General features: G+C 73.4%; 19 protein-coding genes. 11 read left to right on the forward strand and 8 right to left on the reverse strand.

Annotated features, from left to right (window positions below):
* A partial coding sequence (locus LCD31_RS16325; RefSeq protein ID WP_224959180.1) for a hypothetical protein occupies positions 1-200 on the forward strand: 200 nt, incomplete at its 5' end.
* Between the two features lie 29 nt (positions 201-229).
* Here LCD31_RS16325 and LCD31_RS16330 read toward each other — a convergent pair.
* Positions 230-1,495, reverse strand: a complete 1,266-nt coding sequence (locus LCD31_RS16330) for a low temperature requirement protein A (RefSeq protein WP_224959182.1) — start codon at positions 1,493-1,495, stop codon at positions 230-232.
* A gap of 162 nt (positions 1,496-1,657) precedes the next feature.
* Positions 1,658-2,596: an aldo/keto reductase gene (locus tag LCD31_RS16335; RefSeq protein WP_224959201.1), complete on the reverse strand. Its 939-nt coding sequence runs from the start codon at positions 2,594-2,596 to the stop codon at positions 1,658-1,660.
* Between the two features lie 172 nt (positions 2,597-2,768).
* On the opposite strand from LCD31_RS16335, the gene LCD31_RS16340 reads away from it, so the two are divergent.
* Complete coding sequence (locus LCD31_RS16340) at positions 2,769-4,001, forward strand: epoxide hydrolase family protein (RefSeq protein ID WP_224959183.1); 1,233 nt, start codon at positions 2,769-2,771, stop codon at positions 3,999-4,001.
* 779 nt (positions 4,002-4,780) lie between these two features.
* On the opposite strand, the gene helR is transcribed toward LCD31_RS16340, so the two are convergent.
* A complete protein-coding gene (gene helR / locus LCD31_RS16345; protein WP_224959184.1) occupies positions 4,781-6,991 on the reverse strand; it encodes an RNA polymerase recycling motor ATPase HelR in 2,211 nt (736 codons plus the stop codon).
* A 413-nt stretch (positions 6,992-7,404) separates the two neighbouring features.
* On the opposite strand from helR, the gene LCD31_RS16350 reads away from it, so the two are divergent.
* Positions 7,405-8,463 (forward strand): glycoside hydrolase family 76 protein, encoded by a 1,059-nt coding sequence (locus tag LCD31_RS16350; protein ID WP_224959185.1) that lies wholly within the window; start codon positions 7,405-7,407, stop codon positions 8,461-8,463.
* Positions 8,464-8,470: 7 nt separating this feature from the next.
* On the opposite strand, the gene LCD31_RS16355 is transcribed toward LCD31_RS16350, so the two are convergent.
* The 5 genes from LCD31_RS16355 to kstD are packed head-to-tail and all read right to left on the reverse strand — an operon-like array spanning position 8,471 to position 13,495.
* Positions 8,471-9,331: a MaoC/PaaZ C-terminal domain-containing protein gene (locus tag LCD31_RS16355; protein ID WP_224959186.1), complete on the reverse strand. Its 861-nt coding sequence runs from the start codon at positions 9,329-9,331 to the stop codon at positions 8,471-8,473.
* 9 nt (positions 9,332-9,340) lie between these two features.
* Entirely contained in the window at positions 9,341-10,348 is a 1,008-nt protein-coding gene (locus tag LCD31_RS16360; RefSeq protein WP_224959187.1) for a ferredoxin--NADP reductase, read from the reverse strand.
* Positions 10,345-10,653, reverse strand: a complete 309-nt coding sequence (locus LCD31_RS16365; protein WP_373689954.1) for a hypothetical protein — start codon at positions 10,651-10,653, stop codon at positions 10,345-10,347. The genes LCD31_RS16360 and LCD31_RS16365 overlap by 4 nt, the downstream gene beginning before the upstream one ends.
* Positions 10,650-11,783: a Rieske 2Fe-2S domain-containing protein gene (locus LCD31_RS16370; RefSeq protein WP_224959188.1), complete on the reverse strand. Its 1,134-nt coding sequence runs from the start codon at positions 11,781-11,783 to the stop codon at positions 10,650-10,652. The genes LCD31_RS16365 and LCD31_RS16370 overlap by 4 nt, the downstream gene beginning before the upstream one ends.
* Positions 11,780-13,495: a 3-oxosteroid 1-dehydrogenase gene (gene kstD / locus LCD31_RS16375; RefSeq protein ID WP_224959189.1), complete on the reverse strand. Its 1,716-nt coding sequence runs from the start codon at positions 13,493-13,495 to the stop codon at positions 11,780-11,782. The genes LCD31_RS16370 and kstD overlap by 4 nt, the downstream gene beginning before the upstream one ends.
* Positions 13,496-13,593: 98 nt before the next feature.
* Between kstD and LCD31_RS16380 the strand changes: the two genes are divergently transcribed.
* From LCD31_RS16380 to hsaB, 8 genes are all read left to right on the forward strand, one after another.
* Positions 13,594-15,225 (forward strand): FAD-binding protein, encoded by a 1,632-nt coding sequence (locus LCD31_RS16380; protein ID WP_224959191.1) that lies wholly within the window; start codon positions 13,594-13,596, stop codon positions 15,223-15,225.
* Complete coding sequence (locus tag LCD31_RS16385) at positions 15,212-16,006, forward strand: 2-keto-4-pentenoate hydratase (RefSeq protein ID WP_224959193.1); 795 nt, start codon at positions 15,212-15,214, stop codon at positions 16,004-16,006. The genes LCD31_RS16380 and LCD31_RS16385 overlap by 14 nt, the downstream gene beginning before the upstream one ends.
* 19 nt (positions 16,007-16,025) lie before the next feature.
* Complete coding sequence (locus tag LCD31_RS16390; protein WP_224959195.1) at positions 16,026-16,937, forward strand: acetaldehyde dehydrogenase (acetylating); 912 nt, start codon at positions 16,026-16,028, stop codon at positions 16,935-16,937.
* Positions 16,934-18,004 carry a 4-hydroxy-2-oxovalerate aldolase gene (gene dmpG / locus LCD31_RS16395; RefSeq protein WP_224959197.1) on the forward strand — a complete coding sequence of 357 codons (1,071 nt, stop codon included), beginning with the start codon at positions 16,934-16,936 and terminating at the stop codon, positions 18,002-18,004. The genes LCD31_RS16390 and dmpG overlap by 4 nt, the downstream gene beginning before the upstream one ends.
* 129 nt (positions 18,005-18,133) lie before the next feature.
* The gene (hsaA, locus tag LCD31_RS16400) at positions 18,134-19,312 is read left to right on the forward strand and encodes a 3-hydroxy-9,10-secoandrosta-1,3,5(10)-triene-9,17-dione monooxygenase oxygenase subunit (protein WP_224959198.1); all 1,179 of its coding nucleotides are present in this window, start codon (positions 18,134-18,136) and stop codon (positions 19,310-19,312) included.
* Between the two features lie 11 nt (positions 19,313-19,323).
* Positions 19,324-20,202: a 4,5:9,10-diseco-3-hydroxy-5,9,17-trioxoandrosta-1(10),2-diene-4-oate hydrolase gene (hsaD, locus tag LCD31_RS16405; RefSeq protein ID WP_374201662.1), complete on the forward strand. Its 879-nt coding sequence runs from the start codon at positions 19,324-19,326 to the stop codon at positions 20,200-20,202.
* Positions 20,203-20,220: 18 nt separating this feature from the next.
* A complete protein-coding gene (hsaC, locus tag LCD31_RS16410) occupies positions 20,221-21,123 on the forward strand; it encodes an iron-dependent extradiol dioxygenase HsaC (protein WP_224959199.1) in 903 nt (300 codons plus the stop codon).
* Positions 21,120-21,659, forward strand: a complete 540-nt coding sequence (gene hsaB / locus LCD31_RS16415; protein ID WP_224959200.1) for a 3-hydroxy-9,10-secoandrosta-1,3,5(10)-triene-9,17-dione monooxygenase reductase subunit — start codon at positions 21,120-21,122, stop codon at positions 21,657-21,659. Before hsaC ends, hsaB begins: the two co-directional genes overlap by 4 nt.
* Positions 21,660-21,876: the final 217 nt, after the last annotated feature.

Consider the following 21,876-nt stretch of genomic DNA (forward strand, 5'->3'; position numbering starts at 1 on the left):
CCCCGGCCCGGGGGGCCCGGCCCCCCCCGCCCCCCCCCCCGGCCCCCCCCGCGGGGGGGGGGGGGCCCCCCGGCGCGGTGGGGCTGGTCGCCAGCGGGGTCGGCGCGGCCGGGGTGCTGCTCGCCACCGCGATCGGGCTCGCGGGCACCGCGTTCCTCGCCCGCGGCCTGCCGTTCGACGGCGCCGACCGCGCCGGGTGATCGCCTGCGGCGGCGCCGCCGGATGATCGTCAGCGCCGCCGCAGCCCGTCCAGCGCGCGCCGCTGGTGCCGGTGCCCGATCGTCTCGTGGCCGAGCACCGTCACGTACGGCGCCAGCATCACCACCAGCAGGCACGCCGCGATCCCCACGCCCGCCGCGGCGAGCGCCACCGCGGCCCCGAGCACCCCGAGCGTGATCACCAGCAGCAGCACGTGGAACCCGTCGGCCTCCGACAGCAGCAGCGCGTGCAGCAGGTACACGACCAGCAGGTACAGCCCGAGCGGCACGGCCAGCGCCAGCACCACCGTGGCGTTGCCGATCGTCGAGTGGTGCTCCAGCTGCAACCCCGCCAGGTGCAGCCCGGCACCGGTCCCGGCGATTCCCCCGAACACCAGGATGTGCCCGTAGCCGAACAGGTAGCCGCGGGCGCGGCGCTGCTCCAGCACCTCGCCGAACGGGGTCGCGAAGTACACCCACCACATGCCGAAGGTCAGGCCGACGCCCGCGACGACCACCGCGACCGCGTCCCCGCTCCAGTTCACGCCGCTGCCGCCGCCGAGCAGCTCGCCGGAGGAGGCGATGGTGCCGACGACGCCTTCGCCGAGGGTGATGATCGCGAAGGCGCTGTAGCGCTCCGCCACGTGGTGCGGGTGCCAGGGCGTGCCGTGCGCGCGCCCCTGCGCGAAGACCGGCAGCGCCAGCTCCAGCAGCCCGAGCAGCACGAACGCCGCCAACGCGACGCCGAGCGGCAGGTTCGCGAAGGCGAGCACGACCCAGCCGACCTGCGCGAGCACCGTCCACCGGATGTTCGCGAAGCCGACCGCGCTGAACTCGGGCGATTCCCGCGCCGCTCGCCACCACTGCAGCACCATCGCGACCCGCATCACGACGTAGCCGAGCACGATCACCCGCACTTCGAGGCGCGACTCCTCGGCCAGGCCGGTGAACAGCGCGGGCAGGCCCAGGGCGAAGATGACCACGCCGATCATCTGCAGCATCGTCAACGCCCGGTACAGCCAGTCGTCGGTGTCGAAGGCGGAGGCGAACCAGCTGAAGCTGATCCACGCCACGCTGATCGCGAACATCGCGAGCACGAACGCGGTGATCCCGGGCACGACGTGCCCCCCGGCCAGCGTCTCGGCGAGGAAGGAGGCGGCGGTGCCGACCGCGACCACGAAGGTCAGGTCGAACAGCAGCTCCAGGGGAGTGGCGACCCGGCCCGGTTCGTCCGGGTCGCGACCGGTCATCGGCTGTCGCGGATGCGCCAGGCCACCGGGGTGGTCGTGCTCGCTCATGTTCGGCTTCCCGTCCGGGTCGTTCGCGTCGGGCCGCGGGTGATCGTATGCGCCGATGGGCCGTTCGGGGGCTCGGGTGGCGGTGATCGGCCGCACGCCGACGGCAGGTGACCGTCCCGTTCGCCCGGCGTCGTCGGGGCGAACGGGACGGTCTGGTCGGAGTCAGGCGGAGGCCGCGTCCAGCTTCCGGAGGTCGTCGGCGGTCAGTTCCAGGTCGTGCATCGCGAGCAGCGCGGGCAGCTGCTCGGTGTTGCGGGCGGAGGCGATCGGCGCGACCACCGTCGGCTGCCGCGCGAGCCACGCCAGCGCCACCGTCGCGTGCGCCGCGCCCCGCTCGGCGGCGACCTCGTCCAGCGCGGCGAGCACCCGCGCGGAGCGCTCGCTGCCCGCGTACCGCCCGGCCAGCCGCGGTTCGCTGCGCTCGCTGTCCACGGTGCTGCCCGGCCGGTACTTGCCGGTGAGGAAACCGGAAGCGAGTGCGAAGTACGGCACGCACCCCAGCCCGGCCCGTTCGACGACGTCCCGCAGCTCGCCCTCGTAGGTGTCGCGGGAGACCAGGTTGTAGTGCGGTTGCAGCGCGACGTAGCGGGCCAGGCCCTCCCGCTCGGAGAACGCCAGCGAGTCCGCGAGCCGCTGCGGGCTGATGTTGGAGGCGGCGATCGCGCGGACCTTGCCCTCCCGAACCAGCTCGTCGAGCGCGGTGATGATGTCGGCCACCGGCACGGATTCGTCGTCGAAGTGCGTGTAGTACAGGTCGATCCGGTCGGTGCCCAACCGGCGCAGCGAGGCCTCCGCGGCCGCCTTGACGTTGGCGGGCGCGAGCCCCCTGAAGTCCGGGTGGTGGGCCACCTTCGTCGCGATGACCACGTCGTCCCGGCCGCCGCGGGCGGCGAGCCACTCGCCGATGATCCGCTCGGACTGCCCGGGCTCGTTGCCCGGCCGGTTCATGTACGAGTCGGCGGTGTCGATGAAGTTGCCGCCCGCCGCGGTGTAGGCGTCGAGGACGGCGAACGAGTCGTTCCGGTCGGCGGTCCACCCGAACACGTTGCCGCCCAAGCAGAGGCGGGAGACGGCGAGGTCGGACGAACCCAGGGTGCGCAGCTCTGTCATGGCCCCATTGGAACAGCACCCGGCACCGCTCCGCCGCAGACTCGGACCGCTGTACCGCGCGACGTGATCGTGGAATCGTTGCGGCGCCGGAGGTCCGCGCCCGGGCGCTCCGGACGGCGGCTCGGCTCCGCAACCCGCCACCCGACCGAGCGAGGACCGCACCATGACCACCCGGTTACCCCTGGACCCCGTTCCGATCCACGTCTCCGACGAGGTGCTGGCCGACCTGCGCGCCCGCCTCGCCGCGACCAGGTCGCCGCTGGACGAGGGGAACGACGACTGGTCCTACGGCGTCCCCACCGGCTACCTGCGCGAGCTGGTCGAGCACTGGCGGGACGGCTACGACTGGCGCGCGGCGGAGGCCGCGATCAACGCCTACGAGCACTACCAGGTGACCGTCGCCGGGGTGCCGGTGCACTTCATGCGCAAGCCGGGCCGCGGACCCCGCCCGATCCCGCTGATCCTCACCCACGGCTGGCCGTGGACGTTCTGGCACTGGTCGAAGGTGATCGACCCGCTCGCCGACCCGGCCGCGTCCGGCGGCGACCCGGCGGACGCGTTCGAGGTGATCGTGCCGTCGCTGCCCGGATTCGGGTTCCCCGGGCCGCTCACCGGTTTCCCCGACGTGAACTTCTGGAAGGTCGCCGACCTCTGGCACGTCCTGATGACCGAGGTGCTGGGCCACGAGAAGTACGCCGCCGGGGGCTGCGACATCGGCGGCCTCGTCTCCAGCCAGCTCGGGCACAAGTACGCCGACGAGCTGCACGGCATCCACATCGGTTCCGGGCTGCCGCTGGACTTCTTCACCGGTCCGCGCGCCTGGGACTTCGCCCGGAACCGGCCGCTCACCGACGACCAGCCGGCCGAGGTGCGGGACCGGATCGTCGAGCTGGACCGCCGCTCGGCCTCGCACCTCGCCGTGCACGTGCTCGACGGCGGGACCCTGGCGCACGGGCTGAGCGACTCGCCCGCCGGGTTGCTCGCCTGGCTGCTGGAGCGGTGGAACTCGTGGAGCGACAACGGCGGCGACCTCGGATCGGTGTTCACCGCGGACGAGCTGCTGACGCACGCCACGATCTACTGGGCGACGAACTCGATCGGCACCTCGCTGCGCTACTACGCCAAAGCCAACCGGTACCCGTGGACGCCCGCGCACGACCGGAAGCCCGTCGTGCAGGTACCGGTCGGCCTCACCTTCGTCACCTACGAGAACCCGCCCGGCATCCGCACCGCCGCCGAGCGCATCCGGGCGTTCGAGGACGGCCCGCAGGCCGCCTGGTTCAACCACGTCAACGTCAACGCGCACGACCGCGGCGGGCACTTCATCCCGTGGGAGAACCCCGAGGGCTGGGTAGCAGACCTCCGCCGAACCTTCCGCGGTCTTCGGCGGGGGTGACCGCGCCTCCCGCGAGGGGGTGGGTGGCGGAACCTCAGCGGGGCCCGTTCGGCCGAGGTCGGGTCTCGTGGGACGCCCGACTCGCCGTGTGTCAAAGGGTGCGGTGAGTTCAGTGTCGAGTGAAATCAATGTGGGTGAGGAGAAAAGCGGCGAAGCTGAGGAGGGCGGTGAGGGGCGGCCGCTTGTGCGGAGTGGGCGTGGGTAGAGCCGGCCCAGGGGTGCGGCGCAGGTGGCGGGCGGTCCGGCTTCGGCGTCGACGTGGCCGTCGGCCCAGTGCGGTGTCGGAGGCGGATCGCCTGCGCGAACTGTGAGGGCTCGCCGACCGCGCGGCTCCGGCCAGGCCGTCGAGCCGCACCTGGCTGCGCGCGGCCGGAGTGTGGGGCACCTGTGCGGCTGGGGAGTGGGGAGTGGTTGCCGGAGCGCGGCGAGCTCGGGCGTGGATGGGTGCGGGGATCGCGGTCCGTCGGGTGCTGGAGGTGCCGGGGTGCCTGCGGCGGCGCCGGGGCTTCGCCGGATCGGCTTCGCTGCGGCGCAGCTGGCGCGGGTCGTAGACCGCCGGAGGCGGGATCGAGCATCGCGAGCGAGGTCCGCGGGCGCGCCCTGCCGGTGCAGCCGCAGGCCTCGCCGTTGGTCCGAGTCCTCGATCGACGCTCGGGGCCGCGGCATCGGACCCATTAAGTGGTGCGATCAGTTCAGTGTCGAGTGAAATCAATGCTCGAAGGCGAACCGACCGAAGACGGCCGCGGAGGAGCAGGGCCCCGGCCGCGGCCGTCCGGTGACTACTGCGTCGAACCCGCCGGCACCGGGCCGTCGAGCTCCATTAGCCCGGACAGCGCCCGGGGCAGCGGTTCGCGGTGCAGCACGCCGAGCCGCTGGGTGGCGCGGGTGAGCGCCACGTACAGCTCCGCCGCGCCGCGCGGGCCGTCGGCGAGGATCCGGTCCGGATCGACGACCAGGACCGCGTCGTACTCCAGGCCCTTCGTCTCCGAAGCGGGCACCGCGCCCGGCACGTCCGGCGGCCCGATCACCACGCAGGTGCCCTCCCGGTCGGCCTCGGCCCGGGTGAACTCCGCGACGGCGGCGGGCAGCTCCTCGTCGGTGACCCGCCGCGACCACGGGGGAACACCGCAGGAGCGGACCGACTCCGGTGCCGTCACCTCCGGGGCGAACTCGGCGAGCAGCGAACCCGCGATCGCCATGATCTCCGCCGGGGTGCGGTAGTTCACCGACAGCGGCCGGTACTGCCAGCGGCCCGGCACGTAGCGGTCCAGCATCGAACCCCAGGAAGTCGCCCCGGCCGCCGAGCGGCGCTGCGCGAGGTCGCCGACCACGGTGAACGACCGCGCCGGGCAGCGCCGCATCAGCACCCGCCAGTCCATTTCGGACAGTTCTTGCGCTTCGTCGACGACGACGTGCCGGTAGGTCCAATCCCGATCGGCGGCGGCGCGCTCGGCGAGGCTGCGGGTGTCGTGCTGCACGAACCGGTCGGCGAGGTCCTCGGCGTACACCAAGTCCTGGGCGAGCAGGTGGTCCTCGTCGTCCATCATGTCGTGCCGCTCGACCTCCATGATCTCCAGGACGCCCGCCGCGTACTCCTGCTCGGCCTTGCGCTCCCGCTCGGCGGCCTGCTTCGCGGCCTGCTCGGCCGGCTTGTCCCGCCCCAGCAGGTCCACCAGCTCGTCGAGCAGCGGCACGTCCGACACCGTCCACGCCACGCCGTCGGTGCGCAGCAGCGCCGCGTCGGCTCCCGCCGCGCGCAGCCGCTCCGGGGAGGTGTACAGGTCGGCCAGCAGTTCCTGGGGGGTGAGCACCGGCCACAGCTCGTCGAGCGCGGCGGCTAACTCCGGCTTCTCGGCCAGTTCCGCACGCAGGTCGCGGCGCAGCTGCTCGCGGGCCGCCACGTCCTGCTTGTCCAGCCAGCCCCGGCCGATGCGGGTGATCGCCCGTTCGGTGAGCACGTAGGTGACGATCTCGATGAAGGTGGCCCGGGCCTCGTTGTGCGGCAGCCCGGTGTCCCGCGCCTCCTGCCGCGCCCACTCGGCGGTGTCGGCGTCGATGCGCACCGCGGCGTCGGACAGCTCGATCGGCAGCGGTTCCGCGGGCAGCCGCTGGCGGTCGGCGACGGCGGCGGCCAGCACGTCGAGCATCCGCAGCGAACCCTTGGTCCGGGCGACCTCCGGGGCGTTCTCGGCGCTGACCTGGAGGCCCGGCACCAGGTCGCCGGGCGTCATGAACACCACGTCGGTCTCGCCCAGCGAGGGCAGCACCCGGCCGATGTGGTGCAGGAACGCCGGGTTCGGGCCCACCACCAGCACGCCGTGGCGCTCCATCCGCTCCCGCTTCGTGTACAGCAGGTAGGCGACGCGGTGCAGCGCCACCACCGTCTTGCCGGTGTCCGGCCCGCCCTCGATCACCAGCACGCCCTGGTGCTCCAGCCGGATGATCTCGTCCTGCTCGGCCTGGATGGTCGCGACGATGTCGCGCATCTCGCCGCCGCGGGGCGCGTTCACCGCCGCCAGCAGCGCGGCGTCCCCCTCCTCGGCGCCGTCGGGGCCGCCGAGGTGCTCGTCGGTGAAGCCGAGGACCTCGCGGTTGTTCGTGCGGAACTGGCGGCGGGTGCGCACGCCCTCCGGGTGCGCGCCGGTCGCCACGTAGAACGGGCGGGCCGCCGGGGCGCGCCAGTCCAGCAGCAGCGGCTCGTAGTCGTCGTCGGCGTCGAACAGCCCGATCCGGCCGATGTAGGAGCGCTGCCCGGACTCCGCTTCGAGCCTGCCGAAGCACAGCCCGTTGTCCACCACGTCCAGCCGCCGCACCTCGCGCGCCAGCGCGCGCACCTGCACGTCCCGCTCGACCAGCGACTCGCCGTCACCGCGCAGCGATGCCTTGTACTCGCCGCGCACCCGGGCGCGCTCCGCGTCGAGCCTCGCGTAGAGACCGGCGACGTGGTCGCGCTCGGACCGCAATTCCTCTTCGTACCCCTGTGCTGACACGGGCCCCTCACAGTCGCTGAACCGTCTTCCTCGCACTGCTTCGAGCGCCGGCGATGCCGCTGCCGGTGCTCGTCCCCTCGTTCGAAACCGCTGCCGGGCGCGCTCCCCTTCCCGGCCGCGCCCGTGCCGACCGCGGATGTGGACGAGGACACATCTCGTTTTCGCAGGTCTCGGCTTCGGCGGCTGATTGTGCGCCATGTCGGGGGTCTTGCCGCAAGGACCCCGGTGCGTTATAAGTTGGACGGGGAAGGGGAGCGGTGGCTCCCCTTTTTCGCGTCCAGCTTCCTCCACGTTCCGGAGTGGACCGGCAGCGGCCTGCCGCCGCCGGGGTGAGCCGCGTTGACAGCGCCGCGCGGGCCCGGTGATCGTGGAAGCGCTCCCGCGCGGCACCGGGCGGGGCGGAGGGGGCTGCCATGACCGGATTCCGAGTGCTCGGTCTGCTGTGCTGCCTGCTGCTGTGCGCCCCGGCCGCGCCCGCGGCGGCCGTCGCGGACAGCCCCGGCGGTGCGGCCGCGACGGCGTTGATGGGGCGCTACCGCGAGGACATCGGGCTGTTCGACACCGGGAACTGGTGGACCTCGGCGAACGCGCTGACGGCGCTGATCGAGAGCATCCGGATCAGCGGGGATCGCGAGCACGAGCACGCCATCGCCCGCACCTACGAGCTGAACCTGAACGCCCAGGGCGGGGACTTCCGCAACGACTACCTCGACGACACCGGGTGGTGGGGGCTGGCATGGGTGGCCGCGCACGACCTCACCGGGGACGAGCGGTACCTGGCGACGGCGCGCGCCGACGCCGACCACATGGCGGCGCACTGGACGCCGGAGTGCGGTGGCGGGGTGCTGTGGCACCGGGAGAAGGCTTACAAGAACGCGATCACCAACGAGCTCTACGTCGAGCTGAACGCGGCGCTGCACAACAGGATTCCCGGGGACACGACCTACTTGCAGCGGGCTCGCGAGGGGTGGTCGTGGTTCGAGGGCAGCGGCATGATCGGGGAGGGCGGGCTGGTCAACGACGGGCTCACCGGGGAGTGCGCGAACAACGGCGACACGGCGTGGACGTACAACCAGGGCGTGCTGCTGGGCGGGTTGGTGGAGCTGCACCGCGCCACCGGGGACGCGGCGCTGCTGGAGCGGGCGCGGGCGCTCGCCGACGCCTCGACCGGCTCGGCCTACCTGAACCCGGACGGGGTCCTGCGCGAGCCGGTCGAGGGTGACGACTGCGATGGTGACGGGGCTTCGTTCAAGGGGCCGTACGTGCGCGGGCTGGGTGTGCTGAACGCGGAGTTGGCCGACCACCCGTACACCGGTTACCTGGCGCGGCAGGCGGATGCGGCCCACGCCCGCGACCGCGACGAGCAGGACTCGTACGGTCCGCACTGGAACGGGCCGTGGGTGGAGCCGGGTGTCGGGCACGGTTGCCAGCACAGCGCGCTGGACCTGCTCAACGCCGCGGGGCGCACCTGAGCCGAGCTCACCTGGTGGTGAGGGTGATGCCGTCGAGGACGACGGTGTCGTCCCGTTCCGGGACGGTGGTGGTGGCGAGCAGTTCGCCACCGGGTTCGGTCCAGACGCGGGTGCGGAGGGTCTCGCCGGGGTGCACGACGCCGGCGAAGCGGGCGCCGAAGGAGGCCACGCGGTCGACCTCGCCGTCGAGCGCGGTGTCCACGATGGACTTGCACGCCACGCCGTAGGTGCACAAGCCGTGCAGGATCGGTCGCTCGAACCCGGCGGCCGTGGCGAACGCGGGATCGGCGTGCAGCGGGTTGCGGTCGCCGCAGAGCCGGTACAGCAGCGCCTGCCGCGGTTCGGTGCGGGAGTCGACCACGAGATCCGGTTCGCGCTCCGGCAGGTCGACGCGCGGGGTGGACCCGCGGTGCCCGCCGAAGCCGCCCTCGCCGCGGGCGAAGATCATCGAGCGGGCGGAGCACAGCGGCCCGTCCGCGTCGGTGAGCACGGTCTCCTGCACGATCACCGCGGCCTTGCCCTTGTCCAGCACGTCGACGATGCGGGTGGTGGCTCGGGCGCCGCCGGAGACCGGCAGCGGGCGGTGCGGGGTGATCTCCTGCGAGCCGTGCAGCACCTGCGCCAGGTCCACTTCGACGCCGGGGAAGGACAGCGCCGGAGGTTCGAACTGGCGCAGGTTCGGCGCCACCACCGCGAAGGTGGGCAGCACGTGCAGGTCCTGCTCGTAGGCGTAGCGCAGTTCGCCCGGATCGGTCGGCGGGTCTCCGGCGCCGAGCGCGAGGTGGTAGAGCAGCACGTCGGATTCGGTCCAGGTGACGTCCTGGTCGGCGACGGTGGCTCCGATGGCCAGGTCCGGGTCGATGGGCATGCGGCTCCTTCACTCGTAGCTGACGTGGACCTCGTCGGTGACCGGGAACGACTGGCAGGCCAGCACTATCCCGTCGTCGAGGTCCTGCTGCTCCAGGATGTCGTTGCGCTCCATGCTGACCTCCCCGGCGGTGATGCGGCAGGCGCAGGCGCTGCACGCGCCCTGCCTGCAGGAGAACGGGGCGTCGATGCCGCGGTCCAGCAGCAGGTCCAGCAGTCGCTGCCGCCGGGGCCAGTCCAGGCGGTGCCGGTCGCCGTCGATCTCCACGTGCGCGGTGGCCCATCCTCCCGCGGCGTCCTCCGCCGCGGTCGGCGGGTCCTGCTCGAAGGGGTTGGCGGTCAGCGAGTGGAAGCGCTCCACGTGCAGCCGCCCGGGGGCGGTGGCGAGGGCTTCGGTGGCGACGTCCATGAACGCGTTCGGGCCGCAGACGAAGACCTCGCGGTCGGCGAACGGTGCGGTGAGCGCGCGCAGCGCAGCGGCGTCGGGCAGGCCCTGCACGGTCTCCAGCCAGTGCAGCACCACGAGCCGTTCCGGGTGTTCGGCGGCGAGGTGCCGCAGCGCTTCGGCGAAGATGACCGAGCGTTCGTCCCGGTTGGCGTAGAGCAGGGCGATCCGGCCGGTCCCGGCGGCGAGCGCGGAGCGCGCGATGGACATGATCGGGGTGATGCCGCTGCCGCCGGCCAGCAGCAGGAAGTCGGCGTCCAGCGACTTCGGGCTGAAGCCGCCGTCGGGTGGCAGCACGTCCAGCACCGTTCCGGCGGTGACGTGGTCGCACAGCCAGTTGGAGCCGCGGCCGTCGGGCACGCGTTTGACGGTGACCCGCAGGGCGGTGCCGGTGTGCGGGGAGCTCGACAGCGAGTAGCAGCGGGCGAGGGAGCCGCCTCGCTCGTCCGGCACCCGCAGGGTGAGGAATTGCCCGGGGCGGTAGGAGAAGTCGTCCCCGGGGTCGGCGAACACGAGGGAGCGGGCGTCCGGGGATTCCTCGACGACCTCGTCGACCTTGAGCCGGTGGATCATGGCGCCTCCCGATCGTGGCGCAGCCGCGCACCGATGCTGTCCTCCAGGTCGGGGCAGCCGGGGACGTGCGCGGTGCTGCCGCCGCGGGCGGCGTCGGCGAGCGCGGGGCAGTCCTGGGCGGCGCGCCGGGTCCACTGCACGCTGGTGTGGGCGGGGCTGTTCTTCTTGGCCAGCACGCAGGTTCCGCACCGGTCGCAGCGCACCGGTCGCAGGCCGCCTTCGAGCTGTTCGCGGCGGTCGGCGGCGGTGCGCTCGTGCAGCGCGGCGTCGCCCGCGGGTGCTTTGGCCCAGTCCGGCGGGTTCACGGGGAGTCCGCCCGGCGGGCCAGGTTGTCGGCGACCTCCTGCTCCCAGGCGATGTTCGCGCGGGTGGTGTCCACTTCGAACTCGAAGCGGCCGGTCATGTCCTCGGTGAGGTCGGCGACGTCGGTGTAGAACTGCTCGTACCAGCGGCGCAGCTGGTAGACGGGGCCGTCCTCCTCGCACAGCAGCGGGTTGTCGATGCGGGTCTTGTTGCGCCAGATCTCCACGTCCTGCAGGAATCCGACGCTGGTGCCCTTGGCGATCTTGGCGGCCATCGCGTCGGCCTGCTCGTCGTCGAGGCCGGGCAGCTTCTTGGCCAGCACGCCCCACTGCAGCACGAAGGAGTTCGCGGTCACCGGGTAGTGGCAGTTGATCAGGATGGTCTCGACGGTGCTGCCGCGGTGCTGGTTCCACAGCCGGTCGATCATGTAGGAGGGCCCGTAGTAGGAGGCTTCGGAGACACCGAGGTTGTCCTCGCCGGAGTAGTTGGAGCGGGAGCCGACATCGGGGCGGCCCTTGGTGTTGAGGTACTGGGTGGCGACGTGCCCGTCGAAGACGTTCTTGAAGTAGGTGGGGAAGGCGAAGTGCACGTAGAAGAAGTGCGCCATGTCCACCACGTTGTCCACGATCTCGCGGCAGTGCGAGCCTTCGATGAACACCGAGTCCCAGGTCCAGCTGCTCCACTCCGGGTCGCCGACCTCGGGGAGTTCGGGGATGGCGACCTCGTCGGTGGGTGCGGAGCCCTCGGGGTCGTGCCAGACGAACAGCTGCCCGTTGCGCTCCAGGCAGGTCCAGGCCTGGGTGCGGGCGCGCAGCGGGATGCGCTTGGCGTAGGGGATGCCGACGCAGCGGCCTGCGCCGGACCAGCGCCAGTCGTGGAACGGGCAGGCGACGGCGTCGCCCTTGATGCTGCCCTGGCTGAGGTCGCCGCCCATGTGCCTGCAGTAGGCGTCGAGGACGTGCAGCGCGCCGTCGCCTGCTTGGAAGACGACGAGCTTGCCGCCGAAGGCTTCGACGGGGTGCGGTCTGCCGTCCTTGAAGGTCTCGGCGAGGCCGAGGCAGTGCCAGCCGCGGGCGAACCTGGTGGGCGGGGTTCCGACGTCGATGGTGCGCACGTCGTCGTTCGGCGTCATCGCTGGCTCCTCCGTTCACCCCGGTCGGGGTTCGCAGCGGGTTCGGGTGCCGCGCCTGCCATGTGCAGCGCGGCGAGGTGGCCGAAGGTCATGGCCGGGCCGAGGGTGGCGCCCGGTCCGGCGTAGGTGCGGCCCATCGCGGCGGCGGCGGTGTTGCCCGCCGCGTAGAGGCCGGGGATCGGTGCGTCGTCGGTGCGCAGCACGCGGGCACGGGCGTCGGTGCGCAGCCCGCCCTTGGTGCCGAGGTCGCCGGGCACGATGCGCACCGCGTAGTACGGGGCGGTGGTCAGCTCCGCCAGGCAGGGGTTGGGCCGGTTGGTGGGGTCGCCGTAGTAGCGGTCGTAGGCGCTGCGGCCGCGGCCGAAGTCGGTGTCCTCGCCGGTGCGGGCGTGCGCGTTGAACCGTTCGACGGTGCCGCGCAGCGGTTCGGCGGGGACGTCGATGGCGGCGGCGAGTTCGGCGAGGGTGTCGGCGCGGTGGACGGCTCCGGCGTCGTACCAGCGGCGGGGGAACGGGCGGCGTGGGCCGAGCCCGGCGAACGGGTAGCGGTTCCGGTAGCGCTGGTCGGCGATCAGCCAGGTCGGGATGTTGCGGGCGGGTCCGTCGCCGGGCCCGTACATGGCGTGCACGGCGTCCACGTAGGGCGCGGCCTCGTTGACGAACCGCTCGCCGTCGCCGTTGACCAGGATGCAGCCGGGCAGGGTGCGTTCGGCGAGGCAGAACCAGGGGCCGCCGGTGAGCGGGATCGACGGTCCCCACCAGGCGTCGTCCATCAGGTCGACGTCGGCGCCGATGCGCTGGGCGGCGCGGATCGCGTCGCCGGTGTTGGCGGCGGGGCCGACGGTCCAGTCGGCGCCGATGGGGGCGCGCTGGTGGCGTCGGCGCATTTCGGCGTCGCGTTCGAAGCCGCCCGCGGCCAGCAGCACGCCGCGGCGCGCGCGCAGCGCGACCTCCGCGCCGTCGCGGCGCACCAGCACGCCGGTGACGCGGCCGTCCTCGTGCAGCAGGTCGAGCAGCGGGGTGTTCAGCCACAGCGGCACGCCCTGGTCGCGGAGTCCGGCGCGCAGGGCGGCGGCGAGCGCTTGCCCGCGCACCAGCAGCCGTTTGCGCAGCAGGGTGGCGAGCAGGTAGCGGGTGCCGACGCGCAGGGCGCGCAGCACGCCGCGGGGGTGCCGGGCGACGAGGTTGAGCCGGCGGAAGTCGGCTTGGGTGACGGCGAAGTTCGGCGGTGCCTTGGTGAAGTCCGGTTCCAGCCGGTCGAGCTCGTCGCCGAGGAGGCGGCCGTCGAGGGGTTTCGGTTCGACGGATCTGCCTTCGGCCCGTCCGCCGGGGGCTTCGGGGTAGTAGTCGGAGTAGCCGGGGACCCAGCGCAGCCGCAACGGGGTGGCGGCGAGGACCTCGTCGAGCATCGCGGGCCCGTGGTCGAGGAACGCGCGGCGCAGTTCGGCGGGGGCGGTGTCGCCGACGATGTGGTCCAGGTAGGCCGCGGCCCGCTCGGGGGTGTCGTCGTGGCGGGCGAGCACCGCGTTGCCCGGCAGCCACAGGCCGCCGCCGGAGCGCGCGGTGGATCCGCCGTAGCGGGCGGCCTTCTCCACCAGCACCGCGCGCAGGCCGGCCCGCGCGGCGGTGATCGCCGCGGTCATCCCGGCCGCGCCGCTGCCTACGACCACGACGTCGAACCGCTCGTCGGGTGTCGGGACGGGTGCGCTCATGCCACCTCCATCGCTCGCAATACTGAAACAGGTTATAGTTTTAGTCGACATGGCGCTACGGTGACGACCTGGAACATGAACGTGCAGTCGAGTGGCCGATGCAGAACCTGTTTCACTCGGAGGGTGCCGTGGGCGAGGAGATCGAGGCGGACGTGGTCGTCGTGGGGTTCGGCGTCGCGGGCGCCTGCGCCGCGCTCGAAGCCGCCGAGGCCGGTGCCGAGGTCGTCGTGCTCGACCGGTTCGGCGGGGGCGGCACCAGCAGGCTCTCCGGCGGCATCGTCTACGCCGGGGGCGGCACCCGCCCGCAGCGCGCCGCGGGCGTCACCGACTCGGTCGAGGACGTCCACGCCTACCTGCGCGCCGAGGTCGGCGACGCGGTGTCCCCGGCGACGCTGCGCCGCTTCTGCGCGGGTGGCCCCGAGATGATCGACTGGCTGGAAGCCAGGGGAGTGCGCTTCGGCGACGCCCTCGCGCCGTACAAGACCTCCTACCCGAGCCGCCGCCACCACCTGTACTACTCCGGCAGCGAGGCCGCGGGCGGCTTCCGCGACCTCGCCCGGCCCGCACCGCGCGGGCACCGGCCGGTGGGGCGCGGCACCTCCGGGAAGGTGCTGCACACCGCGCTGGCCCGAGCGGTGCGCGCCGCCGGGGTGCGGATCCTCGACCAGACCCGCGTCACCGGGCTGATCCGCGACGGCGGCGAGGTGCGCGGCGTCGAGTGCGCCACCCTGCGCACCGCGGCCCGGCCCGCGCGGGCGCTGCACCGGACCGCTGCGCGGCTGGCCGCGAAACCCGGCATCTACCTGCCCGCCCTGGCCCGGCGGTTGCACGCGGTCGCCGAACGGGTCGAACGCCGCCGCGCCGTGCCGCTGCGGATCCGCGCCCGTCGCGGGGTGGTGCTCGCCGCGGGCGGGTTCATCGCCGACCGGGAACTGCTGCGCCACCACGCGCCGCGCCACCGCGGCGGGCTGCCGCTGGGCACCCGCGCCGACGACGGCAGCGGCATCCGGCTCGGCCGGTCCGCGGGTGGCACCACCGCCAAGCTCGGCAACGTCTCGGTGTGGCGGTTCATCACCCCGCCCAGCGAGTTCCTGCACGGCGTGCTCGTCGACGAGCACGGGAAGCGGGTCTGCGACGAATCCCGCTACGGCGCCGCGCTGGGCGATGCGCTGGTCCACCACCACGGCGGGCGCGGCTGGCTGCTCATCGACGCCGAGACCCGGCGCCGCGCGCTGCGCTCGCTGCCCCGGCAGACCGTGTGGTTCCAGCTGCTGCAGGCGCTGCACCTGCTGCACCGCCGAGCGGTGACCGCCCCGACGATCACCGAGGTCGCCGAGCTCGCCGGCATCGACCCGGCCGGGCTCGCCGCCACCGCCCACGCCCACGACACCGCCGCGCCCGGCGCGGACCCGGTGGGCAAACCCGCCGAGTTCGTGCGGCCGCTGCGCACCCCGCCGTACACGCTGCTGGACCTGTCGATCCGGCCCAGCGCCGCTTACCCGTGCCCGATGCTCACCCTCGGCGGGCTGCGCGTCGACGAGGACACCGGTGCGGTGCTCGACGAGCGGGACCGGCCGGTGCCCGGGCTGCACGCCGCGGGGCGCACCGCGGTGGGGCTGTGCTCGAACTCCTACGTCAGCGGGCTCTCGCTGGCCGACTGCGTGTTCTCCGGGCGGCGCGCGGGGCACTGGCTGGCGCCCGGTGGAGGAGGGGAACGTGCTCACGGATGACCAGCGCGAGGACCTGGCGGCGCGACTGCGGCGGGCCGAGCGGGAGCGGGCCCCGATCCCGCCACTGACCGACTCGCAGCCACTGCTGACCGCGGAGGACGCCTACGAGATCCAGCTCGGCAACATCCGGCGGCGACTGCCCGGCACCGAGGTCGTGGGGCACAAGGTGGGCCTGTCCTCCCCGGTGATGCAGGCGATGATGGGCGTCGACGAACCCGACTACGGCCACCTGCTCGCCGACATGCGCCTCGACCCGGACGTGCCGGTGGCGGTGCGGCGCTACTGCTTCCCGCGGGTGGAGGTGGAGGTCGGGTTCCTGCTCGGCGTCGACCTGCCCGGCCACGGCTGCACCGAACGCGACGTGCTGGCCGGGACCGCGGCGCTGGTGCCCGCGATCGAGCTGATCGACAGCCGCATCGCGGACTGGCGCATCCGGCTGGCCGACACCATCGCCGACAACGCCTCCTCCGCCGGATTCGTGCTGGGGGAGCAGCGGATTCCGCCGGATTCGGTCGATCCGCGGGCCATCGACGCGGTGCTGCACCGGGACGGGGAACGCATCGCGGAGGGCCGGTCGGACGCGGTGCTCGGCGATCCGGTGCGGGCGGTGGCGTGGCTGGCGCGCAAGGTCGCCGGGTTCGGGGTGCGGCTGCGCGCCGGGCACGTGGTGCTGCCCGGTTCCTGCACCCGTGCGGTAAACGTGGGGGCGGGGGCGGCCTTCGCGGCCGAGTTCAGCACCGGCGGGCGGCGGCTCGGCGCCGCGTCGGTGACGTTCCGATGACGCTTCGAGGAGCTCGATGATGAGTACGGGCAAGGCGACCGCGGCGATCGTGGGGTCCGGCAACATCGGCACCGACCTGCTGCACAAGCTGCACCGGTCCCCGCTGCTGGCGCCCCGCTGGATGGCGGGCATCGACCCGGGCAGCGCGGGGCTGCGGCGGGCCCGCGAGCTCGGGGTGGCCGCCGACGCGGGCGGGGTGGACTGGCTGCTGGCCCAGGACGAGCGCCCCGACGTGGTGTTCGAGGCGACCTCCGCGGCCGTGCACCGCGCGAACGCGCCCCGCTACGCCGAAGCCGGGATCCGGGCCGTGGACCTCACCCCGGCGGCGGTGGGCCCGGCGGTGGTGCCGCCGGTGAACCTCGGCGAGCACCTGGCGGCACCCGACCTGAACCTGATCACCTGCGGCGGGCAGGCCACCATCCCGCTGGTGCACGCCGTCTCCCGGGCCGCGCCGGTGCGCTACGCCGAGATCGTGGCCTCGGTCGCGTCGGTGTCGGCGGGTCCGGGCACGCGGGCGAACATCGACGAGTTCACCCGCACCACCGCCCGCGGGATCGAGCGCATCGGCGGCGCCGCGCGCGGCAAGGCGATCATCGTGCTCAACCCGGCCGACCCGCCGATGATCATGCGGGACACCGTGTTCTGCGCGGTGCCACCGGATTCCGACCGGGAGGCGATCAGCGGCTCGCTGCACCGGATGGTCGCCGAGATCGCCGGCTACGTGCCCGGCTACCGGCTGCTGGGCGAACCGCAGTTCGACCTGCTCGGCGACGATCTGCGGGTCGGGGTGTTCGTCGAGGTCGAAGGCGCCGGTGACTTCCTCCCGCCGTACGCGGGGAACCTGGACATCATGACCGCCGCGGCGGTGCGGGTGGGCGAGCAGCTCGTCCGCGCGGGCCGCCCGGCCGACGCGGAGGAGCGGATCTCGTGACCGAGCTGCCCAGGACGTTCTCCGACGAGCTGGACGTGCGCATCACCGACACCTCGCTGCGCGACGGTTCGCACCACAAGCGGCACCGGTTCACCGCCGAGGAGGTGCGCGCGATCGTGACCGCGCTCGACGGCGCCGGGGTGCCTGTGATCGAGGTGAGCCACGGCGACGGGCTCGGCGGTTCCTCGTTCACCTACGGCTTCTCCGCCACGCCCGAGCAGGAGCTGATCGCGCTCGCCGCCCGCACCGCCTGCCGGGCGAAGATCGCGTTCCTGGTGCTGCCCGGCGTCGGCGTGCTCGACGACATCGCCGCCGCCCAGGACGGCGGTGCGCAGGTGTGCCGGATCGCCACGCACTGCACCGAGGCCGACGTGTCGGTGCAGCACTTCCGGCTGGCCCGGGAGCGCGGCCTGGAGACCGTCGGGTTCCTGATGATGGCGCATTCCCGGCCACCGGAGGAGCTGGCCGCGCAGGCCCGGATCATGGTGGACGCGGGCTGCCAGTGCGTGCACGTGGTGGATTCGGCCGGGGCGCTGGTGCTGGAGCAGGTCGCCGACCGGGTCGCGGCGATCGACGCCGAGGTCGGCGCGGAGGCGCAGGTCGGGTTCCACGGGCACGAGAACCTGGGCGTGGCGGTGGCGAACTCGGTGGCCGCGGCGCGGGCGGGCGCGGTGCAGATCGACGGCAGCGCCCGCCGGTTCGGCGCCGGGGCGGGCAACACGCCGGTGGAGGCGTTCGTCGGGGTGTGCGACAAGCTGGGCATCCGCACCGGCGTGGACTTCTTCGCGATCGCCGACGCCGCCGAGGACGTGGTGCGCCCGGCGATGCCGCAGGAGTGCCTGCTGGACCGCGCCGCGCTGATGATGGGCTACGCCGGGGTGTATTCGAGCTTCCTGCGGCACGCGGAGGTGCAGGCCGAGCGCTACGGGGTGGACGCGGCGGCGCTGCTGGTGCGGGCGGGGGAGCGGAAGCTCGTCGGCGGGCAGGAAGACCAGCTGATCGCGCTCGCGCTGGAGCTGCGGGCGGCAGCGGAGTCCGATGTGGACGGTGCCCGATCCTCGACATGAACGAGAACGTGTTCTAGTATCGGCGAGTGGTGCGCGAGCCGTGCTGGAAACGGGTTCAGCACCACGAGTCGAGCCACCGGCGGAACAAGTTCCACGACGTGCCCGCGGGCGCGGGAACGGGAGCGCGTGATGAGCGAGCAGGACGGGCGGCGGATCGTCGACGAGGTGCGCGGGCTGCTGCCGGGGCTGCGGGAACGCGCGCAGAAGGCCGAGGACGCCCGCCGCCTCCCCGAGGAGACCATCGAGGAGCTCCAGCGCACCGGGTTCTTCCGGATGCTGCAACCCGCCCGCTACGACGGCGTCGAAGCCCACCCGGTCGACTTCTACCGCGCCGTCCGGCTGCTCGGCAGCGCCTGCGGCTCCACCGGCTGGGTCGCCTCCATCCTCGGCGTGCACCCCTGGCACCTCGCGCTGTTCCCGCAGCAGGCGCAGGACGAGGTGTGGGCCGAGGACCCGAGCACGCTGGTGTCCTCCTCCTACGCGCCGATGGGCCGGGCGACCGTCGTCGACGGCGGCTACCGGCTGTCCGGGCGCTGGAGCTTCTCCTCCGGCTGCGACCACGCGAGCTGGGCGTTCGTCGGCGGGCCCGCCCACGACGCGGCGGGCGAGGTGGTGGACTTCTGCACCTACCTGGTGCCGCTGGGCGACTACCGCGTCGACGACGTGTGGGACACCGTGGGCCTGCGCGGCAGCGGCAGCAACGACGTCGTCGTGGACGACGTGTTCGTGCCCGCGCACCGCGCGCTGAGCTTCCTGGCCATGTCCGAGGTCCGCTGCCCCGGCCACGAGATCAACACCGGCCCGCTGTACCGGCTGCCGTGGGGAACCGTGCACCCCACCACCATCACCGCGCCCATCATCGGCATGGCCCAGGGCGCCTACGACGCGCACGTCGAGCACCAGGGAGCACGGGTCCGCGCCGCCTACGCCGGCGAGAAGTCCAAGGAGGACCCGTTCGCGAAGGTGCGCATCGCCGAGGCCGCCAGCGAGATCGACGCCGCCTGGCTGCAGCTCAGCGGCAACATCGCCGAGGAGTACGAGCTCGTCGCCGCCGGCGAGCAGGTGCCGATGGCGCTGCGGCTGCGCGCCCGCCGCGACCAGGTCCGCGCCACCACCCGCTGCATCGAGGCGATCGACCGGCTCTTCGAGAACTCCGGCGGGCGGGCGCTGGCCACCGGCACCCCCATCCAGCGGTTCTGGCGGGACGCGCACGCCGGGCGGGTGCACGCCGCCAACGACCCGGAACGCGCCTACACGATGTTCGGCACCGGCGAATTCGGCCTGCCGATCAAGGATTCGATGGTGTGAGGGGAGAAACCGTGGGCACCGCAGCGGAAACCGAGCTCGACGAGCACTCCACCGGCCGCACCGCCGCACTCCCGTCCGGGCTGCGGCTGCACTACCACGAGGCGGGCCCCGAGCACGCCGACGCGGTGGTGCTGCTGCACGGCGGCGGCCCCGGCGCCTCCGCGTGGAGCAACTTCAGCCGCAACGTCCCCGTGCTCGCCCGGAACTTCCGCACCATCGCCGTGGACCAGCCCGGTTTCGGCCGTTCCGGCAAGCCCACCGAGCACGGCCAGTACTTCACCCACAGCGCCACCGCCCTGCACGAGCTGTTCGACGTGCTCGGGCTGGGACGCGCGCACCTGCTGGGCAACTCGCTCGGCGGCGGGACCGCCGTCCGCTTCGCGCTGGAGCACCCGGACCGGGCCGGGCGGCTGGTGCTGATGGGCCCGGGCGGGCTGAGCCTGAACCTGTTCGCGCCGGACCCCACCGAAGGCGTGCGGCGGCTCGCCGAGTTCTCGGCCCCGCCGGGGCCGAGCAAGCAGAAGCTCGAAGCGTTCCTGCGCACCATGGTGCACGACCAGTCGCTGATCACCGACGAGCTGCTGGAGCAGCGCTACGCGGCCGCCGCCGACCCGGAGTCGCTGGCCGCGATGCGCGCGATGGGCGAGTCGTTCCGCCGCGCCGAGACCGTCGAGCAGGGCCTGCTGTGGCGGGAGGCCCACCGGCTGCGGCAGCGGGTGCTGCTGGTGTGGGGACGCGAGGACCGGGTGAACCCGCTGGACGGGGCGCTGCTGGCGCTGAAGCTGATCCCGCGCGCGCAGCTGCACGTCTTCGGCGGCTGCGGGCACTGGGCGCAGCTGGAGAAGTTCGCCGAGTTCAACCGGCTCGTCCAGGACTTCTTGTTGGACTGACGATCGAGGGAGTGCGCGATGGGCATCCGCTCGCTGGGATACCTGCGGATCGAGGCCACCGACGTCGAGGCGTGGCGGGTGTTCGGCACCAAGGTCCTCGGCATGATCGAGGGCGACGGGCCCGACCCGGACGCGGTGTACTTCCGGATGGACGACTTCCCGGCCCGGCTGGTGATCGTCCCCGGGGAGGCCGACCGGCTCGCCCAGACCGGCTGGGAGGCCGCGAACGAAGCGGAAGTCGCCGAGGTGGCGCGGAACCTGGACGCCGCCGGGGTGTCCTGGAAGGCCGGGGACGCCGCCGACCTCGCCGACCGGCGGGTGTGCGGGCTGATCCGCTTCGAGGACCCCTCCGGCAACACCCAGGAGGTCTTCCACGGCGCCGAACTGCGGCACCGCCGCGTGGTCAGCCCCTACGGGCACCGGTTCGTCACCGAGGAGCAGGGCCTCGGGCACGTGGTGCTGTCCACCCACGACGACGCGGCGGCGCTGCACTTCTACCGCGACGTGCTGGGTTTCCGGCTGCGCGACTCGATGCGGCTCGCCCCCGAACTCGTCGGCAGGCCCGCCGACGGGGAACCGGCGTGGCTGCGGTTCTTCGGCTGCAACCCGCGCCACCACAGCCTGGCGTTCCTGCCGATGCCGACGCCCAGCGGCATCGTCCACCTCATGGTGGAGGTCGCCGACGTGGACGACGTGGGCCTGGCGCTGGACCGCGCGCAGCGGCGGAAGGTGCCGCTGTCGGCGACGCTGGGCAGGCACGTCAACGATCTGATGCTGTCGTTCTACCTGCGCTCGCCGGGCGGCTTCGACGTCGAGTTCGGCTGCGAGGGCAGGCAGGTCGCCGACGAGGACTGGATCGCCCGGGAGAGCACCGCGGTGAGCCTGTGGGGCCACGACTTCAGCATCGGGGCCCGCGGATGACCTCGGCCACCGGGCGGGTCGAACCGGACCAGGCGAGTTTCCGGCGCGTGCTCGGCCGGTTCTGCACCGGGGTCACCGTGGTCGCCGGGATGGACGGCGACCGCCCGGTCGGCTTCACCTGCCAGTCGTTCGCGGCGCTGTCGCTGGACCCGCCGCTGGTGCTGTTCTGCCCCGGGCGCGGTTCCCGGACCTGGCCGCTGCTGGCGGCGTCCGGGCGGTTCTGCGTGAACGTGCTCGCCGACCGGCAGGAAGCGGTGAGCACCGCGTTCGGCCGCGGTGGTGCGGACAAGTTCGCCGAGGTCGGCTGGCACCCGGCGCCCTCGGGATCCCCGGTGCTCGACGACGTGCTGGCGTGGGCGGACTGCGCCGTCGACGCGGTCCACGAGGCGGGCGACCACTACGTCGTCGTCGGCCGGGTGCACGCCCTCGGCGAGGGAGACCCGCGCCGCCCGCTGCTGTTCTACCGCGGCGGCTACGCGAACGTGGAGGAACCGCCGCCGCCCCTGATCTGGCCCCGCGAGGACGACTGGCTCTGACGCGGCGTCCCGCCCGGTGCCGGTCGAGGGGCGGGTCGCCGGGGCCGTCCTGGGGAGGCCGGGCCGGTTCCCGCCGGGTGGGCGAGCACGGCCGCGTCGAATCCCACCCGCACGCCGAACGCGCCCAGCGCTGGGGACGTGGGAACCCGGCGCGCACCCGGCGAACCCCACGGCTACGCGAGCGCGGTGCGCCTGCGCGGCCGACTCACCGCAGGTC

This window comes from Saccharopolyspora sp. 6M, assembly GCF_020176775.1.
Classification (GTDB): Bacteria; Actinomycetota; Actinomycetes; order Mycobacteriales; family Pseudonocardiaceae; genus Saccharopolyspora_C; species Saccharopolyspora_C gregorii.

Coding starts and splice junctions, on each gene's coding strand:
- LCD31_RS16330 (WP_224959182.1), bottom strand. CDS start 1,495: ATGAGCGAGCACGACCACCCCGGTGGCCTGGCGCATCCGCGACAGCCG.
- LCD31_RS16340 (WP_224959183.1), top strand. CDS start 2,769: ATGACCACCCGGTTACCCCTGGACCCCGTTCCGATCCACGTCTCCGAC.
- LCD31_RS16350 (WP_224959185.1), top strand. CDS start 7,405: ATGACCGGATTCCGAGTGCTCGGTCTGCTGTGCTGCCTGCTGCTGTGC.
- LCD31_RS16355 (WP_224959186.1), bottom strand. CDS start 9,331: ATGCCCATCGACCCGGACCTGGCCATCGGAGCCACCGTCGCCGACCAG.
- LCD31_RS16360 (WP_224959187.1), bottom strand. CDS start 10,348: ATGATCCACCGGCTCAAGGTCGACGAGGTCGTCGAGGAATCCCCGGAC.
- LCD31_RS16370 (WP_224959188.1), bottom strand. CDS start 11,783: ATGACGCCGAACGACGACGTGCGCACCATCGACGTCGGAACCCCGCCC.
- kstD (WP_224959189.1), bottom strand. CDS start 13,495: ATGAGCGCACCCGTCCCGACACCCGACGAGCGGTTCGACGTCGTGGTC.
- LCD31_RS16380 (WP_224959191.1), top strand. CDS start 13,594: ATGCAGAACCTGTTTCACTCGGAGGGTGCCGTGGGCGAGGAGATCGAG.
- LCD31_RS16390 (WP_224959195.1), top strand. CDS start 16,026: ATGAGTACGGGCAAGGCGACCGCGGCGATCGTGGGGTCCGGCAACATC.
- hsaA (WP_224959198.1), top strand. CDS start 18,134: ATGAGCGAGCAGGACGGGCGGCGGATCGTCGACGAGGTGCGCGGGCTG.
- hsaC (WP_224959199.1), top strand. CDS start 20,221: ATGGGCATCCGCTCGCTGGGATACCTGCGGATCGAGGCCACCGACGTC.
- hsaB (WP_224959200.1), top strand. CDS start 21,120: ATGACCTCGGCCACCGGGCGGGTCGAACCGGACCAGGCGAGTTTCCGG.